Annotated in this window: 15 protein-coding genes and 1 riboswitch; of the genes, 7 read left to right on the top strand and 8 right to left on the bottom strand. The window is 35.3% G+C overall.

The features are described 5' to 3' along the window. Positions 1 to 12: 12 nt before the first annotated feature. The 6 genes from ACT9TX_RS00895 to ACT9TX_RS00870 all read right to left on the bottom strand — a co-directional run bounded on the left by ACT9TX_RS00895 (position 13) and on the right by ACT9TX_RS00870 (position 8,176). Positions 13 to 594 carry a DedA family protein gene (locus tag ACT9TX_RS00895; protein ID WP_481336209.1) on the bottom strand — a complete coding sequence of 194 codons (582 nt, stop codon included), beginning with the start codon at positions 592 to 594 and terminating at the stop codon, positions 13 to 15. Positions 595 to 707: 113 nt separating this feature from the next. Then, a complete protein-coding gene (locus ACT9TX_RS00890; protein ID WP_481336208.1) occupies positions 708 to 1,940 on the bottom strand; it encodes a hypothetical protein in 1,233 nt (410 codons plus the stop codon). A 202-nt stretch (positions 1,941 to 2,142) separates the two neighbouring features. Continuing rightward, positions 2,143 to 4,068 carry a TonB-dependent receptor plug domain-containing protein gene (locus tag ACT9TX_RS00885; RefSeq protein WP_481336206.1) on the bottom strand — a complete coding sequence of 642 codons (1,926 nt, stop codon included), beginning with the start codon at positions 4,066 to 4,068 and terminating at the stop codon, positions 2,143 to 2,145. Between the two features lie 117 nt (positions 4,069 to 4,185). Next, positions 4,186 to 4,393: riboswitch (cobalamin riboswitch) on the bottom strand. A 289-nt stretch (positions 4,394 to 4,682) separates the two neighbouring features. Next, on the bottom strand, positions 4,683 to 5,141 hold the full coding sequence (locus tag ACT9TX_RS00880) for a DUF983 domain-containing protein (protein WP_481336205.1): 459 nt from the start codon (positions 5,139 to 5,141) through the stop codon (positions 4,683 to 4,685). Positions 5,142 to 5,215: 74 nt separating this feature from the next. After that, the gene (locus ACT9TX_RS00875; RefSeq protein ID WP_481336203.1) at positions 5,216 to 6,493 is read right to left on the bottom strand and encodes a UDP-N-acetylmuramoyl-tripeptide--D-alanyl-D-alanine ligase; all 1,278 of its coding nucleotides are present in this window, start codon (positions 6,491 to 6,493) and stop codon (positions 5,216 to 5,218) included. Between the two features lie 129 nt (positions 6,494 to 6,622). Further along, the gene (locus ACT9TX_RS00870; RefSeq protein ID WP_481336201.1) at positions 6,623 to 8,176 is read right to left on the bottom strand and encodes an SUMF1/EgtB/PvdO family nonheme iron enzyme; all 1,554 of its coding nucleotides are present in this window, start codon (positions 8,174 to 8,176) and stop codon (positions 6,623 to 6,625) included. 176 nt (positions 8,177 to 8,352) lie between these two features. Between ACT9TX_RS00870 and porU the strand changes: the two genes are divergently transcribed. From porU to ACT9TX_RS00850, 4 genes are all read left to right on the top strand, one after another. After that, positions 8,353 to 11,781, top strand: a complete 3,429-nt coding sequence (porU, locus tag ACT9TX_RS00865) for a type IX secretion system sortase PorU (RefSeq protein ID WP_481336200.1) — start codon at positions 8,353 to 8,355, stop codon at positions 11,779 to 11,781. A gap of 107 nt (positions 11,782 to 11,888) precedes the next feature. Then, positions 11,889 to 13,052: a type IX secretion system outer membrane channel protein PorV gene (porV, locus tag ACT9TX_RS00860; protein ID WP_481336198.1), complete on the top strand. Its 1,164-nt coding sequence runs from the start codon at positions 11,889 to 11,891 to the stop codon at positions 13,050 to 13,052. Positions 13,053 to 13,139: 87 nt separating this feature from the next. Next, positions 13,140 to 13,613, top strand: a complete 474-nt coding sequence (gene ispF, locus ACT9TX_RS00855) for a 2-C-methyl-D-erythritol 2,4-cyclodiphosphate synthase (protein WP_481336197.1) — start codon at positions 13,140 to 13,142, stop codon at positions 13,611 to 13,613. A gap of 229 nt (positions 13,614 to 13,842) precedes the next feature. Next, positions 13,843 to 14,568, top strand: coding sequence for a sugar transferase (locus ACT9TX_RS00850; RefSeq protein ID WP_481336195.1), 726 nt, complete (start codon positions 13,843 to 13,845; stop codon positions 14,566 to 14,568). Here ACT9TX_RS00850 and ACT9TX_RS00845 read toward each other — a convergent pair. Together ACT9TX_RS00845 and ACT9TX_RS00840 are read right to left on the bottom strand one after the other, a co-directional pair. Continuing rightward, on the bottom strand, positions 14,565 to 14,975 hold the full coding sequence (locus tag ACT9TX_RS00845; RefSeq protein ID WP_481336193.1) for a hypothetical protein: 411 nt from the start codon (positions 14,973 to 14,975) through the stop codon (positions 14,565 to 14,567). The two genes, ACT9TX_RS00850 and ACT9TX_RS00845, sit on opposite strands and share 4 nt — an antisense overlap. Continuing rightward, the gene (locus ACT9TX_RS00840) at positions 14,962 to 15,543 is read right to left on the bottom strand and encodes an archaeosortase/exosortase family protein (RefSeq protein WP_481336192.1); all 582 of its coding nucleotides are present in this window, start codon (positions 15,541 to 15,543) and stop codon (positions 14,962 to 14,964) included. Before ACT9TX_RS00840 ends, ACT9TX_RS00845 begins: the two co-directional genes overlap by 14 nt. A gap of 58 nt (positions 15,544 to 15,601) precedes the next feature. Here ACT9TX_RS00840 and dut point away from each other — a divergent pair, with 58 nt between their 5' ends. The 3 genes from dut (at position 15,602) to ACT9TX_RS00825 (ending at position 18,304) form a co-directional block, all read left to right on the top strand. Continuing rightward, positions 15,602 to 16,042: a dUTP diphosphatase gene (gene dut, locus ACT9TX_RS00835; protein WP_481336190.1), complete on the top strand. Its 441-nt coding sequence runs from the start codon at positions 15,602 to 15,604 to the stop codon at positions 16,040 to 16,042. A 9-nt stretch (positions 16,043 to 16,051) separates the two neighbouring features. Continuing rightward, entirely contained in the window at positions 16,052 to 16,870 is an 819-nt protein-coding gene (gene lolB1 / locus ACT9TX_RS00830) for a lipoprotein insertase outer membrane protein LolB1 (protein ID WP_481336188.1), read from the top strand. A 63-nt stretch (positions 16,871 to 16,933) separates the two neighbouring features. Continuing rightward, positions 16,934 to 18,304 (top strand): murein hydrolase activator EnvC family protein, encoded by a 1,371-nt coding sequence (locus ACT9TX_RS00825; protein WP_481336186.1) that lies wholly within the window; start codon positions 16,934 to 16,936, stop codon positions 18,302 to 18,304. The last annotated feature ends 1 nt before the right edge of the window (position 18,305 follow it).

Below are 18,305 nucleotides of genomic sequence, written 5' to 3'. Positions count from 1 at the left end.
ACCACCACCACTTTAAGGCATAGTAGCAGCATTTTTTTTAAGTTTAGATTTTGCAAACAGGAATAATATAATGGCCAATACACTTAAAATAATAATAGTGGCAGCAACATTGAGATAGCGACTGATTTGTAAATAAGCACTACCAAATAAAAAGCCGATAGTGAGATAAAAGATGTATTGTAAGGCTGATGTAGCAAGGCATACCACAATAAATTTCTTATACGGAATTCTTGCATTACCTGCTAAATAAATACCAGCCACACCTACACCTAAAGCAATTTTAGATAGAGATATGGTTTTAATAGGATTGGTATCGAAATAAGTTCTTACAACAGCAATTTTCTCTGGTTTAATGCCAAGTTTAATGGCAATAGTTTTTATAAATTTTGGCACTCCAAATCTGCCCAATAAATAACATAACGAATCGCCAGTAATATCTCCAGCTACAATAATGGGGTAAACAAATAAAATATTGAGTATTTGATTAGAACATAGCAATCCTGCTATTACGGCCACAATAGGCCCTTCTACTATTGCTAGCGGATATAGAATGAGGTATTTGTAATGCGACAGTAGATCTAAAATATTTTCCAAGCTAAAAAAAGTAATTGTATATCTCTAACTAGTTCTCAAGAAAAACAAACTGGTAGGCAGTGAAATAAACACATTGATATTACCTTACTGTTAACTTACGGTAAAGTACAGCCCTAAAATACTTCACCTAGATTACCAACATACCCTTTAGAACCACCAATACCTACACCATAATCGAAGGCGATATTAGTTTTAGAAAACTTGTTAAACTTTACGCGTAAGCCAATACCAAAACCAGGTATAAGCTTCTCAAATTGGTGACTTTCCATTTCTGAAACGGTAGTAGTATTGGCAAAAACAACCCCACCAAACAACCCATTTTTAGATAAACTAAAACGCCATTCTGCCTCTAGAGCTAGCATATTTTTACCAATAAAGCGCCCTTGTTGATAACCCCTACTCGTATTATTATAGCTATCTAGGCCAGCACCTGTAAGGTCTAAATAAGGTGGCTTGCCATCTAATGTAAATACACCAAAGCCCCACAGGGCAAGTAAACTATGCCATGGCATTTTAAGGTAGCGTCTTGCATCTAACGTAAGCGTTGTGTAATGGCTATTTGCGCCCAGCCAAGTAGCATTTTGTAGCAACTGTATACTTGCAAAACTGTTACCTGCTTCTGGGCTAATAGGATTTTTTCTATTATCGTACAATATGGTTGCTGTAATACCAGACGATGTAGATGTATTGGCAAAGCCATATTTCTGATAATCTGATACTGCACCAACTGCCAATCCTTTTTCTGTAATGTTCCAATGATAATCTAACTGATAACCAAGACCAGCATATAAGTTGGGGGCAGCTTGCCGTAATACTGTTTCGTAAAAACGAAAGTGTTTATAGTCAATAATATACTTGTTAGATAATTGCGTATAACCACCATACCCAAAAGCATCTTGCGGAAAGTCTAAATAGCGCCAATCGCCAATAATTACCCATTTGTTTGCGGCAAGCCAAATGGTAGATTGCAACGGTAGTAATAATTGCTTTTTGCTGGTATATTTTATGGCGCCTAAAAATGTAGACGTATTTGTTGGTAAACTTATGCTGGTATTAAAAGCAGCATTTGCATCTATGCCTAATACAAAGCTAGTTGCTTCTGCAAATTCTATTATTGGCGCTGGCGAAATATACAGTTTGTTGCTTTGCTTAGTGCTTGTATCGGTTCTATTAGTTGGATGCTTATGCAGTACATGGTTTACAATATCTATCAAATCTTTTTGAGGTACTGTAGAGGGTAACGTTGACTGTTTGAGACTATCTTGTGATGATGCTGTAATACAGGTGAATAGCGTGTAAATGATTAAAAGAATGATTGGGCTATGTAACGCTTTTTTTAAAAACATCGGGTTAGGTGTTTATATAAACTGCGTTAATGTATTATTAACAGCATTTACAACACTACTGCCTTTGTGTTACCTAATTATTATGCTTTCAATAGTATGCAAGTTTTAAACTTAAAAATGAATGAGAAGTATATTAAAGAAAAGGGTTTATGAGTATTGTTAGTACTCATAAACCCTTCGTTATTTTTTTTAATTAAAATAGTTACCAGTTTACTGTAACACCTACGTTAAACAATGCAGGTAAGGCATTGTAACCACGTACATCAAAAAACTGCTTGTTGGTAACATTCTGTGCATCGGCAAATACCTTTACAAGCTTATTTATTTCATATGATGCTGTTGCTGCCATTATAAAATAACCATCCAAGCCTACATCAGCTTTTGCGTAGCCACCAACATCTTTTCGGTCGCTTACATATTTACCCATAAGGCTTACATACAGCTTGGTTAAAGGTTGTACACCTACTGTTAAGTTGGCTACATGCTTTGGTCTACGTAGTAAATAATCATAAGTAACAGTGTCTTTATTGGTCACACGGTTTTGTGATGTTTCTTCACCTATTAGCAATGTGTAATTACCAGTAATAGTCAATTTTTCAACTGGCTTTACGGTTAGTTCGTACTCTAAACCATTTACTTGCTGCTTAATGTAATTAAAGTACTTAAACGTAATGTAGTTGTAGTCTATACCATTATCTATTTTACGATTAAAGTACACCAAACGTGTGTTTACATGTTTATTTTGGTATTGTACACCTGCCTCATAGTTGATAGATTCTTCAGGTAATAATTTAGCATTAATACTTAACTGATACAACCCTGGCGCTTTAAACCCAGTAGCCACACTACCAAAAACTCGCCAATGATCATTAAAGTTATAAGCTGGGTTAAAAGTGTACGTGTAGTTAAAATTATAGCGGCTATGCGTGTTCAATCTACCACCAAGTTCTACCGATAAATGCTTTTTAGCATCAATAAAACTTAACGATGCATACATACTTGTTTGGCTTACTGAAGTATCTCTAAAATTACTGTTGTAAGGACCAAATGATGATACACTTTTGTACTCATTGTTATAGCTACCATATCTATAATCTGCACCACTAAGTAAGTTAAAACCTGCACCTAGTTTTACATTGGTATACAACTCAGCAAATTGACTAGCGGCGTTATAATCGTTTAACGTAAACAAAGGTGCACCAGCCGTGTAGTTATCGTCGTACAAGCGTTTCAGCTTAGTATATTGATAATTACCTACAAGCGTTACCACATCATTTTTAAAGTTAAAACCTGCACCACTAATCGCACTTTTGTTATTAATAAAGTAGGCAGATTTATCAGCAAATACACCAGCATCAATATCAGATTTGTATTGGCTAAACATGGTAAATGCCTTAAAGCTTAGCTGCTTATTCGCTTGAAATTGGACTGTTGCATTAGCCACATTACCATCATAACCATCTTTATCAAAATTACCAGTACCAGTAGCATCATTAGCACTGCTAATACCGCTTGTTGTTAACTTGGCATAGCGAGCTGTATAGGTAAATTTATCTAGTTTACCATACACTTGCACATTGGCTTTGTAAGTATTAAAGCTACCAGCAGTTAATGTTGCTTTACCTTCAAAAGGCTTGGTAATATTGCTTTTCACAGTAATGATGTTTACCACACCAGCCACCGCATCGCTACCGTACAAGGTACTCTGTGCACCTTTACAAATTTCTATACGCTCTACATCGTTTATAGAAAACAAGTTCAAGTCATAGTCATTCGTAATAGTACTTGGTTCATTTACAGGTATACCATCTATGAGTATCAAGGTTCTACCAGCACTCGCACCACGCATGTACAAGGTTTGTACGCTACCAGTGTTGTTAAAAGCGCCATTAATTACTACGCCAGCTTGTTCGTTTAGCACTTGCGCTACCGATTTACCAGTGTTTTTTTCAATTTGTGCTTTGGTAATTACAGTTACTACTTTACCTGTAGTATTTTGTTTTTGCGCCACTTTGTTGGCGGTTACAATTACATCGTCTAGCTGTTTGGTAGCCAGCGTGTCTTGCTGTGCAAGCAATACCGTTGCACTTAGCAATGTTGTTGAAAGGAGCGTTAATTTTTTGCTCATTGTCTTTTAATTTTTAAAAGTGTAACAATGAGCTTTCAGGACAATAAAAAAACGGAGAAACATAAACGGCCATCTGCAGCTAGCCTTTTACATTCCATGCTTTTCACCCGAAAGCCGTGAATGATTTTGTAAAAGGCAGGTCTTCTGACTCAGCATTTCAACTTCACCTTCCCGTTATTAACAGTGGTTTTAATAGAAGTTGCCTCTTTCTAAGCCCCTCCTTTGGATGGGTTTGGGGAGGCTGCTTTACAGCTACGGGGATAGTTTTGGATTTTCACCAAATTCCCTTTTAATCTTTCAGTAAAATTTTTATGTAATCAGCAGTAGTATTACTATTTAGCTTTAGTTGTGTCACTCACTTGTACGGTTTGTACTTTTTGCAACTTTTATCAAAGCGTAGTAATTATTACCGGTCTCATTCTTTTACTTTCAAGAACCAAATACACTGCAAATGTGTAGGCTACTTACCTAATATACAAATAAGGTTTTCAACAAAGTGCTTTACTTTTTTAGAACGCTATATTTATCAGGCTCAAGTCTTTTATGCGAAAGCTGTTTATACCCAATAAAAAAGCCCCAAATCGGGGCTAATATTTTCAAATTATCTCATTTCATTACCAGTTATTCATATGTTCTTTTACCACACGTTCAGCATCTTTTGGCTTAGAGTTTTGCCAGTTAGCATCGTATTTTACAAACCAACTTAGCCACATACTTCTAGATAAGCGCATCAGCAAAGGCTGCATGGCTAGCATAATAAAAGAATTAATACCAAGCCACCAAAACAACCTATTATCATCAATAGAAACACCAATAAATACCCACCAAGCGATAAAGCTAGCAACAGAAAACGCAACAGTCAATGCATAACTTACATAAGCAGTACCGTAGTAAAAGCCCACTTCTATCTCGGTCAATTGCCCACAAGTAGGGCAATGCTCGTTCATCTTAGTATTGTTCTTAAAGTCATACGCGTTTTTTGTAGTAAACAAGTAGCCTTCTCTACAACGTGGACACTTGTTTTGTAAAACGCTTAAAATGTAGTTGGGGGTATTTTTCAGTTGGTCTGCCATGGTGCTTATATTGGGCGCAAGGTAGCTACATTTAGGTTTTGTATTTGTAACATTAGTTGCTTAACTACTGTTACTTATTGCAAAATCTTTTCCATGGCCATACTTCTAGAGCCTTTAATTAATAGATAAACATCCTTAAAGCCTTGCTCAATAAACCAAATTTTCGCCTCAGAAGAATTATTAAAGAATGTAAAAGGATGCTCAATTTTACTAAAATCACCACCAACCAATACTACATTCGCCCATTTGTGTTGCTTAATAAGTTCAATAATAGCGGTATGTTCTGTAATGCTTTCTTCACCTAATTCCATCATACCACCAAGCATTAATACTTTGTTTGTTGATGGAAATTTTGCAAAGTTTTCTATTGCAGCCTTCATGCTAGTTGGGTTAGCGTTATAAGCATCTAGTATTATATGGTTACCATCTTTTTCTATCATCTGTGAGCGACTATTACTTGGTGCATAATTTTCTATTGCAGCTATAATCTTTTCGTCTGGCACGTTAAAATATTTACCAATAGCAACCGCACATAGCACATTTGGCAAATTATAATCACCTACAAGCTGAGTACTTATTGTAGCTTGCAAACCTTTAGTTACTGCAACTTTCAAGTAAGGTTCGCTTTGCAATGTAGTACCTATAATATCACCGTTACTAGTGCTGTAAGTATAACATTTGGCAATGCCTTTACTCATATCAAGCAAGTAATCGTAATCGTTAAATACAAACGCAAGACCATCATTTTCACGTATAAAATCGTACAGTTCACCTTTGCCCTTTCTTACACCTTCTACACCACCAAAGCCTTCAAGGTGTGCTTTACCACAATTGGTTATAAGACCATAGTTAGGCAAGGTATAAGTGCAATAGCCGGCTATTTCTTTTTGGTGATTTGCGCCCATTTCTATCACAGCCATTTCTGCATCTTTACCAATGCTTAATATAGTTAATGGCACACCAATATGATTGTTTAAGTTGCCTTGTGTAGTGTAGGTTTTATAATGCGTTGCTAACACTGTACTTACCAACTCTTTAGTAGTGGTTTTACCATTACTACCAGTAATAGCTATAAACGGTATGGTAAACTGTTGCCTATGGTATTTAGCCAAAGCCTGTAACGTAGTTAGTACATCTTCTACTAGTATTAATCTATCATTGGCATTATCTCCTACCTTTTCATTTATTACTGCATAAGCTGCACCAAGTTCTAAAGCTTTTTCTGCAAATAAGTTACCATTGAAATTAGGCCCTTTTAATGCGAAAAAAATGTCACCATCTTTAAGTTTTCTAGTGTCTGTTTGTATTGATGGATGCTGAAGATATACCTGATATAATTGTTCGATTGTCATACATAAAAATTAATAGTACAAAGTAAAGAATTGCAGCAATTACATGGATATAAAAAAACCACTCAAACTAAATTGAGTGGCTTTCTTTTTTCTCGAATAAATCGAGATTACGCTCTATATACCTAAACCTTATCTTCTTGGTTTTCTTTCTGGAAAGCTATTACCAGTTTTAATTTTAGCTTTTGTGCCTTCTGGTGCACCTGCATGGCTCATAGCACAACGAAAACCAATAGTGCTACTACTCTGATCTTCTTCTAAGAAACGTCTTGTACCAGGACTCAACCAATATGGTCTATCATTCCAGCTACCACCTTTAATTACTCTCGATTTATCGGAAATTAAAGTAGTAATACCATAACCGTAATTTACACCACTCAAACTATCACCATCTAAATAGTTTAGAGCGTAAGCTTTTTGGTAGTTTCTACGGTTCTGCAACACAGAATCACTTTCCAATTTCATTTTTATTCTACCTAAACTGTCTCTCATGTTGCCTTCACCACCGCTCTTATCTACAGTTTTAAATACGTTACCACGAAATGGGTTAAAATCATCACCTTCTAGGCTAGTTAATGGTCTAAATACATCTGCCACCCACTCACTTACGTTGCCACTCATATTATAGATACCAAATGCATTAGGCAAAAAAGTATTTACATCACCTGGAATTGCTGCGTTATCATTTAAGCCACCTGCAACACCCATATTATCGCCGCTACCACGTTTAAAGTTAGCTAAAAAAGCACCTTGATAGCCACCTGCTTTTGTAGAACGCAGATTATCGAAACCATCGTTTTTCCAAGAATAGATTTGCTTGTTAGCTACCACTTCTTCGCCACGTGTTTTAGCGCTTGCTTTCTTTTGTGGATTTTCCATTACATAGCCATAAGCTGCGTATTCCCATTCTGCCTCTGTAGGTAATCGATATTCACCAAATAAAATACCATCTTCAAAGCGTACAGTAGTTCTTGGCCTTCCCTGTGCATCTCTTAGTGGATTGCTTTTAGATGTGGCAGTTTTACCAGGCTGAGCTTGGTACTCACCCATTAAATAGGCTTTTGTATTAAAGTTTTCTTGACCACCACCATTCTCTTCTGTTTTGATAGAATTCACATTTAAGTAACCTTTGTTTATCAGTTCTAATTGATTTACACGGTCAGTTCTCCAAGTACAATAGTCATTAGCTTGCTTCCAGCTTACACCAACTACAGGGTAGTAATTGTATGATGGGTGGCGGAAATAATATTCAACGTAAGGCTCGTTGTAAGCTAATTCGCTACGCCAAACCAATGTATCTGGTAATGCACCTTCAAGCACTTTTTTATATTGCTCATCGCTAAAGGTATTTTCTAACCAATACAAATATTCACGGTAGTGAACGTTTGCAACCTCTGTCCTGTCAATAAAAAAAGAGTTAACAGTTACACGTTTAGGCGTATTATTAAATTCTGCCATCACATCTTCTTGCGTAGCGCCCATTGTAAATGTACCGCCTTGTACAAATACAAGACCCGGTGCAGTTTTTACATCTTTTGGTTTAGGTACCGAGAAGCTACCTTGCTTTTTGTCATTATAATTCCAACCAGTAGCTGTTGATTTTTCTTGCTTTGGTTTGCATGATGCAAAAGCACCTACAGTTGCTGCCAATAAAACACAACTTCTTACTCCTGTTAGCATATTCATGAGTGATAATTTAGATTCTGTCAATAAAAAATTTGGGGTAGAATTAATGTTCTATGCGAATATAGGAGATTTTAGATAAAATGTAAATTTACGACCTTTCATATAATTGTTATCAAATCCCTAATTTTAGGGTTGTTAGTTTCTTTTCGTGATAAAAGAACATCATTTTTGGCAAAATGCGCACTCTAATCTTATTTTTTTTCATTTTTAACATTTTTTCTGCTGTAAAAACGGCTGCGCAACGCACATATTCTACAAATTCAGTATTACAAACGGGCAATTTTTTAAAAATTGGCGTCACACAGGCAGGCATTTACAAAGTAGATGTTACTTTTTTAACAAACAACGGATTGTCTGGTACTAATATTTCTTCGACCGCCATAAGACTATTTGGTAACGGTGGGCAAATGCTAAGTGAGCAAAATAACGGCTATTACAATGATGACTTAATTGAGAATGCCATTGAGGTAGTTGATGGTGGTGATGGTACGTTTAATAACAACGATTATTTTCTCTTTTACGCACCTGGGCCAAATAGGTGGCTAGCTGATACCACCAATAAAACATTTACTTACCAAAAAAATATTTACAGCGATACGGCTTTTTATTTCATCACTATCGTTGGTAACGGTAAGCGCATTAATACCAATAATTTTTCAGGCACAGCCACACAAACCGTCAGCATTTACAACGACCATTACCATTACGAAAACGACCTAGTAAATTTTTTAAACAGCGGCAAAGAATGGTATGGTGAAGAATTTAGCAATATCAGTGCTAATAATTTGTCTAGAAGTTTTACCGTTGATTTAAATGGCCTGTTACAATCAGAACCAGTTAATATCAAAACTAGTTTTGCTGGCAGAAGTGTGAATAGCAGTAGCACCTTAACCTTAAAAGCTAATGGTAACAGCCTTTCAACCATAACCATACCAGCAAATTCAGGTAATTTTTTAGATGTATTTGCTGCAAATGTTTCTTCGCAAAATAGTTTTTTATCGGCTACGCCAAATATCAATCTCAATGTCAGTTTTACCCCTGCCAATGCATCGGCACAAGCTTGGCTCAATTGGATTGAAGTGCATAGCAGAAGAGGCATCATTATTCTATCAACAGGGCAATTGCTCTTTAGAGATTGGCAAAGTGTAGGCACAGGTAATGTGGCTAATTTTATCATCAGTAATGCAACAAATAACACTAGCGTTTGGGATGTTTCTAACATTTACCAACCACAAAAAATGGCTACAGTTTATGCCAATAATCAAGCAACATTTACGAATAGTAGTAATACTTTAAGAGAGTATGTAGCATTTAACAATAGTAGTCTTTTTACACCAGTAGCTATTGGTAAAATTGATAATCAAAATCTACATAGTAGCAGCCCTGTTGACTATTTAATTGTTACACATCCTACACTTATTAATGAAGCAAAAAGGCTAGCACTTTTTCATACACAGCAGCATGGCTACAAAGTGATGGTAGCAAGTACTGCACAAATTTTTAACGAGTTTGCAAGCGGTGCAAGTGACCCAACAGCCATTCGTGATTTTGTAAAAATGTATTACGATAAAGCCGGTGGTGATTCTACCAAACGACCGAAGTATTTACTACTATTTGGCAGCGCTTCATTTGACTATAAAAATAGAATAGCCAATAATAACAACTTAGTACCTTGTTACGAAAATAATAATGCCATTGACCCGCTTTCTACTTACACATCAGATGACTTTTTTGGCCTGCTTGATGATGCAGATGACATTACAAACACAAACCCTGTAAGCCTTCTAGATATTGGTATTGGCAGAATACCAGCAAGCACTATTGGCGAAGCCAAAATAATGGTCGACAAAATCATCAATTATCATAGCAAGCAGTCGCTGGGTGCATGGCGCAATGCTACCACATTTGTAGCTGATGATAAAGACAATAACACGCACATAAATGATGCTGAATTAATTTCTGCAAATGCAAGCACAGTAGATGCAAACATCAATAAAAACAAAATTTACCTAGATGCTTTTAATGTAGTAAGCAGTAGCAGTGGCGCTAGATATCCTGATGTAAACACTGTCATTATCAATCAACTTTTCAATGGTACATTATTGTTTAATTATACTGGCCATGGTGGTTACCAACGCTTAGCAGATGAAGCCATATTTGACCAAGATGTTTTAAGTAAAATATCTAACGCGAACAAGTTGCCTTTATTCATCACGGCAACCTGCGATTTTGCCCCTTATGATGACCCTACAAAAACATCTATTGGCGGCCAATTATTAACCCAAACAAACAATGGCGCTATTGCTTTAATGACCACAACAAGAATTGTATTTGCCTTTAGTAACAGAATTATCAATAATAATTACTTAACTATTGCGCTGCAGCCAGATGCAACTGGTAAATATTTAACATTGGGTGAAGCCATAAAAAGAGCTAAAAACTATACCTACCAAACATTTGCAGATATTACAAACAATAGAAAATTCACGCTGCTTGGCGACCCTGCGATGCGTTTGGCTTTTCCTGAAAATAAGTTGCAAATTACAACTATTAATAACCAACCAATTTCTAGCACCGATACATTAAAAGCCCTCAATAAATATACATTTGGTGGCTTGGTTACCGATGCAAGTGGTAATGCTTTAAGCAATTTTAATGGTACCGTAAATGCTATCATATTTGATAAGCCACAAACCATCACTACAAAAGGTAACGATGCGGCTAGCCCGGTTACTAGTTTTAGCCAACAGACCAACTTTTTATACAAAGGCAAGGCAACTGTTAGTAATGGTAATTTTAGTTTTTCATGCATCATACCTAAAGACATTAATTATCAGGTAGGGCAAGGCAAAATAAGCTTGTATGCAGATGATGGTAATGATAAAGATGCAGCAGGCTATAACGCTAATTTTTACATTGGCGGTAGCAGCAATACTACTTTTAGCGATAAAGATGGCCCTAATATAAAAGCCTACTTAAACGACGATAAATTTGTAAATGGTGGCTTGACAAACGAAACGCCAATTTTAATACTTAAACTAAAAGATTCTTCTGGCATTAATACTGTAGGCACAGGCATTGGCCATGATATAACAGCTGTTTTAGATGGTGATGAAAAAAATATTATCAAGCTAAATGACTACTACGAAGCTGCTTTGAATAATTTTCAAGAAGGCCAAATTAGGTATCAACTTGCTACGTTGAGCGAAGGCTTACACACTTTAAAAGTTAAAGCATGGGACGTTTTTAATAACTCCAGCGAAATAATGATAGAATTTACTGTGGCTAAAAAACAACAATTACAGATTAGTCACGTTTATAATTATCCAAATCCTTTTACCAGTAAAACCACTTTTTGGTTTGAGCATAACCAACCGGGTGAGAATTTGAATGTTTTAATTAACATTTTTAGTGTTACAGGTAAATTGGTGTATCAAATAAAAAGAACCATAAATACAGCAGGAAATAGAAGTGCAGAAATAGAATGGGATGGAAAAGATAATTTTAGCAGCGAAAAAATTGGTAGAGGTGTCTATATCTATCGTATTATTGTAACTTCAAACAGTGGAAAAGCTGAATCAACCCAAAAATTATATCTTCTTTAAACAGTTTAAATGGCGTAATTTCTACCTAATTTGATTACATTGTCAAGCAATACTGCTAGTATGTAATTATTTCTTTTATTTTCTATAATATAAAATTAATCAATTAGATGAAAACTTCATCATTATCAAAAATGCTACTTGTTTTAGTAGCATCGAGCGTAGCTATTATAGCCAAAGCTCAAACAAGCGATTTAAACGTTGTTACCTCTGCTGTGCCTTTTCTTCGCATTTCACCAGATGCTCGTGCAGGTGGTATGGGTGATGTGGGTATTGCAACCACACCTGATGCGAATTCAGCCTTTTGGAATTTGGCGAAAACACCATTTAACAAAGCAAAATCTGGTGTAAGTTTTACGTACACACCTTGGTTAAAAGACTTGGGGCTAAATGATGTGTATCTAGCAAGTGGTACAGGTTATTATAAACTTAGCGATGACGAAGCGCTATCTTCGACATTGAGATATTTTAGCCTTGGTAATATTGAGTTTACAGACTTTGCAGGTAACAGTTTAAACAGCTTTCGCCCAAGAGAACTAGGTATAGATGTTGGCTATTCTAGAAAGTTGAAAGAGAATTTGAGTTTAGGTGTTGCGCTGAGATACGTTAGTAGTAGCCTTGCAAATGGTACTTACAGTGGTGTTACTTATAAAACCGGTACTGCTGTATCTGGAGATATTTCTTTGTATCACGATGGTACTACGAAAGAAGGTGCTGGATTTAATTATGGTATCGTACTATCAAACCTTGGTTCAAAAATTGGCTATACAAACGATGCAAATAATAAAGATTACATACCTGCAAATTTAGGCATTGGTTTAGCGTACACAACTGTATTTGACGAAACCAATAAACTAACTTTTGCGCTTGATGCAAACAGATTATTGGTACCAACACCACCACTCGCTACAGGCAATACAAGTACTGACTCTGCATCGCTAGCCGGATACAGAAACAAAAGTGTTATTAGTAGTTATTTTTCATCTTTTGGTGATGCTGGCGGCTTTGGCAATGAGTTAAAAAAGTTTCAGGTATCGCTAGGAGCTGAATATGTTTATAATGATCAATTTGCGGTACGAGCAGGTTATTTTTACGAAAATGTAAGCCAAGGTAACCGTAAATATTTCACCTTTGGTGCAGGTTTAAAGTACAATGTAATTGGCATTAATTTCTCTTATTTAGTTCCTTCGGGTCAAGGTATTACACGTAACCCATTGTCAAATACATTACGTTTTGGTATCACATTCGATTTAGATGGTAATTCTGAGAACTAATTAGCAATAAAAATATTTCGCCATTAAACCAATTGGCTGTTCCATGCTCAAAAGCTGGTAACAGCCAATTTTATTAAAACCAACATTATGAGAATAGGATTTGGCGTAGACTTTCATCAACTAGTAGAAGGTAGAGATTTATGGATTGGCGGTGTTAAAATTCCTCATACAAAAGGTGCACTTGGCCACAGCGATGCAGATGTATTGCTACATGCTATATGTGATGCCATGTTAGGTGCAGCATGCTTGGGTGATATTGGTGTTCATTTTCCAGATACATCGTCTGAATTTAAAGACATTGACAGTAAAATTTTATTGAAAAAAAGCTACGATTTAATAACAGCAGAGGGTTATGCAATAGAAAATATTGATGCATCTCTTTGCTTGGAAGCTCCAAAAATAAAACCTTATGTAGCAGATATGCAGGCAACGATTGCCCAAATTCTGAATCTTACTATAAAAGATGTATCAATTAAAGCAACAACCACCGAGAAAATGGGGTTTGTAGGTAGAGAGGAAGGTCTAGTTGCTTATGCGAATATCTTGCTTAAAAATTTGTAAAATATGTAACAATGCAAGATATTTCATCTTTAAAATATACATTTGAGCCTTTAAAATAGATGATTAAGCACTTTAAGTATTTTTCCTATTAATAGTTTCTATGAATAAAAATCAATTTTTTGTATTAAATTTCAGTTAAACCATAAATTTCGACTATCTTAATTGATTTTTTTTCGTACATTTGAAAATATTGTTACTATTACTAGTAATTAATCTAAAATTAAAGTATATGCTAGCAAGAATTCTACCAAGTAAAATAGCTGAACGACAAATTATCAGAATTACGGGGGCTACGTTCGAAGCTCCTGTAGATGTAGATTTTCTGAGAGAGAGAGCGGACGAAATCAATAACAATTTTGCCAAACGAGTTTTTGATTTAGCTGTTACATCTATTGCTGTAGTAACAATTTTCAGCTGGTTGTTCCCTCTAATTGCATGCATTATAAAATTAACTTCTAAAGGTCCCGTTTTCTTCTTACAAGATAGGCACGGTGTAGGTAATGAAGTTTTTAAATGCATTAAGTTTCGCACAATGAAGCCTGATAGTGAGCATTTGGATGAAAATGGAAAGTTTAAGCAAGCTTCAATAAATGATAACCGTATTACAAAAATTGGTGCTTTTCTACGAAAAACCAGTTTAGATGAACTGCCACAGTTCATTAATGTGCTAAAGGGTGAAATGTCAATTGTAGGACCAAGACCTCATGCAGTTTTAATGAATGAAGAAGTAGAACAGCATATTGAAGAATATAACCTTAGACACCTAGTTAAACCAGGCATTACTGGCTTAGCGCAAGTTAATGGACATAGGGGTGAAACTAAAGAAATAGAGATGTTGCAAACAAGAGTTGACAACGATCTTAGATACATTGAAGTTTGGAATAACGCACTTGACTTCCACATTGTAGTTAAGACAGCGAAAAATATGATAGTTGGAGAAGAGAACGCTTTTTAAGCGTTCTTTTTTTTTGTCACCTTTGTATAAATTATCAATAGTAATACATAGATAATTGGGCTAAAAAGCATCTGCTTTACAGACATAAATCTTAACTGTCCCTTGTAACTATATCTGTATATAAAAGCCTCAACAAAGGTTGCTATCGACAAAAAAGCAATGCTTAAAATGTATGTAGCTTTCCAAATAGTTAACGGCCATTTTTGTTGTAGATTTCTCAAGCCATAATACCCTAAAAGACCAACACTTATCACTAGACCTACCTCAAAAGAATTTTTAAAATCTGTAGTGTTAGCTTTATAAGATGGTTTATCAAAATACATTTGATTAACTATTGCAGGAACAGCTATTATAAGCACTAATGCAATCCATTGAGGCTGCAATAGAAAAGGTTTATTCTGTTTCATTGTTCATACTCTTGTTTATATAAAGTGCCCAGCCTGCAAAAATGGCTATATACACCACCATTGTAAATAAGTAGTGATGGGCAAAATCGACGTACAAACTTCTATTCATATTAAGCATTGCCAATACAACGCAACGTGCAATATTCAATACATAAATACCAAGTATACCCAGACCACTAAACACTAGCATTCTTTTCCAGTTACTAGGTAGGCAAATGATAAACAATACATACAGGATGTATAGTTCTAGCGCATTGCATGGATCTAGCACAGAAATAATTCTTTTAGCATTTGCCCAAATGGTAATGCCATAGAAATCTGCCCCAGACTGTATCACAACTTCTGTACTTGTAAAATGTGTTTGCGGATAAATAAGCTGCAGCATTTGTTGCGTATTAGTAGCCGTTTGCTGCGTTAATGGTACATCGAAAAGACGATGCGGTTTTATGTACAAATGATAGGTAACTTTCCAAATAAGAAAGCAAAGCAAGGCTTTTAAAAGAAAACTTCTCACAGTACTCGGTATCTCTTGCCAATACTTCTTTAAATCGCTAATAGTTGATGCCATGCTATATTAATGTTGTTCAAATATAGTGTGTAATAGATTTCGAACTTACTTTTGCCCAATGCAACTAAAAGTACCTATTATCAATACCTCTAGCAATGACCTGCCAGCATATGCTACAACTGGTTCATCTGGCATGGATATAAGAGCATTTATTACAGCTCCTATACAACTTGCACCTTTAGAAAGAAACTTAGTAGCTACTGGCTTATTTTTAGAAATTCCTGAAGGCTATGAAGCGCAAATAAGGCCTAGAAGTGGCCTTGCTATAAAACAAGGTATTACTTGCTTGAATACACCTGGCACAATTGATGCTGACTATAGAGGCGAAATAAAAGTAATACTCATAAATCTATCTAACGAAATACAAATCATTAATAATGGAGATAGAATTGCTCAAATGGTATTTCAAAAAGTAGAACAGGTAGAACTAGTATTGGTTGAAAATATTAACGAAACGGTAAGAGGTGCTGGCGGTTTTGGTAGCACTGGAAAACAATAACTTCGCATCATGAAATATTTACTAGCAATAGCAACTATTGCCACACTTGCATTTGCTTGCAAACCTGTAAAAAAAGTACAGACTATAAATGCTGCAATTAGCAAAAAAGATACCGTACAAACAATTGTAATAAAAGAAGCTGAAAAAGTAGATTCATCTGCAATTGTAAAAGATATTATGGGTAAAGTAATAAAAAAGAAAATTGACTTTACCACGTTTAATGCAAAAATAAAAGTTGACTACGAAGGGCAAGAAACAAGCCAAAAAGTAACTTGTCACTTAAGCATGAAAAAAGATAGCGCAATATTTGCAACAATATCAGTACCGCCAATTGGTGTGGTAATGAAGGTTCTTGTAACAAAGGACAGTGTTTTTCTCATAAATACTAGAAAAAATACGATTCAGAAACGTTCGTTTACTTATTTACAAGAATCTACACAAATACCTTTTGACTTTTATACCCTACAAGATGTGTTAGTTGGTAATCCTATTTTTATAACTTCAAATATTGTTTCGTACAAAGCCACAGATAAACAGCTTTTAGTAAATATGGTGGGTAAAGTATTTAAACATCTAATCACATTGGATACTGATGATTTTAAGCCAACACATAGCAAGTTAGACGACATAGACCCTCTACAAAATAGAACCTGCGATATCACATTTAGTGAGTATGAGTTTAAAGATGGATTACATTTTGCCACTTATAGAAGCATTTCAGTTTCGCAAAAATCTAAATTGGATATTTACTTAGATTTTAAAGACTATAAGTTTAATGAACCGTTAAACTATATGTTTTCAGTACCTAAAAATTACAAGCGTCTATAATTTATTTGCATCTTTATCGTTATAGAAATTTACCCTTGTTTTACGCTTTAAATTTTTAGTTGAATGTTACAAAAACTGTTGTTGGTTTTGGGCTGTATTGTTTTCTCATTTAGTCAGCTGAGTGCGCAGTCACGTGATGAATTACAAAAGCAACAACAACAGATTCAGCGTGAAATTAATGACCTGAATAATGAGCTAGCATCTATAAAAGGCAATAAAAAAGCAGCTTTACGTGCCTATCAAGCAGTGCAGAACAAAATAAAAGCTCGTGAAAACCTCATTAATAATATTAGAAAAGATGTTAAAATACTAGAAGAAACGCTTTTCTTAAACGAAAGAGAGATTTATAGGCTTAACAAAGAGCTAGATACTTTAAAAATAAATTATGCTAAGAGTCTTGTTTTTGCTTACAAAAACCGTGGCAGCAATGAGTATCTAAACTTCTTGTTTTCGGCTGATAATTTTAACGATGCTATTAAACGTATGGCTTATTTAAAAAGCTATCGCCAAAATAGAGAAACACAAGCACAAACCATTACCAAAACGCAAGATTTATTAAAGCAGACCACCATTACACTTGCTAATAACAAAAAAGAAAAAGCGGGTGCATTACAAAGCGAAAGCAGCCAATTACAAGTATTAGAGGTAGATAAAAAAGAAAAAGACCAAGTTGTAACACAACTAAAAGACCAAGAAAAAGATATTACTGCGCAAATAGCCAAACGTCAAAAAGAAAACCAAAAATTGGCTGCCGCTGTAAAAGCTGCTATTAAAAGAGAAATTGATGAAGCTCTGCGCAAAGAAAAAGAGCGTCAAGCAAAATTAAAAGCGGCTACTCTAGAAGAACAAAAAAGAGAGAAGGAGCAAAAAGAACGAGAACGTCAAGAGATTTTAATAAAAAGCAATGCTAAAAATAATGCCAATAAACCCAAACCTGCTGATGTTACTACGGGTGTAACAGCCCCTAAACCTATTGAAAGAACTGAAAGTGTGTTTGAATCTACCAAGGAAGGTTTAACCATGAGTTTAAACTTTGAAAGCAATAGGGGTAAATTACCTTGGCCAATTGACGGTGGTAGTGTAACTGGTGAATTTGGTATTCATCAAATACCAGGCTCACCTCTTAAAGTAAATAATGAGGGAATAATTATTATCAGTAATGTTGGTGCATCAATAAAGTGTGTTGCAGATGGAGAAGTGATTTCAGTTCAAGATGTTGAAGAGTATCAAGCAGTGTTGGTAAAACATGGTAAATACTTTACCTTATACAATAGACTTGGCTCGGTAAATGTAAGTAGAGGACAAAATGTAAAAGCTGGAACACTTTTAGGAAAAGTTAGTGCGAACTTTCAAAACGAAGGCGAATTTGAATTTCAAGTTATTACAGAGAAACAGCAATATCAAGATCCGAGAAACTGGTTAAAAAGAAAGTAGT

This window comes from Parasediminibacterium sp. HNIBRBA5674, assembly GCF_056745525.1.
This window is presented reverse-complemented; position numbering and strand designations above follow the sequence as displayed.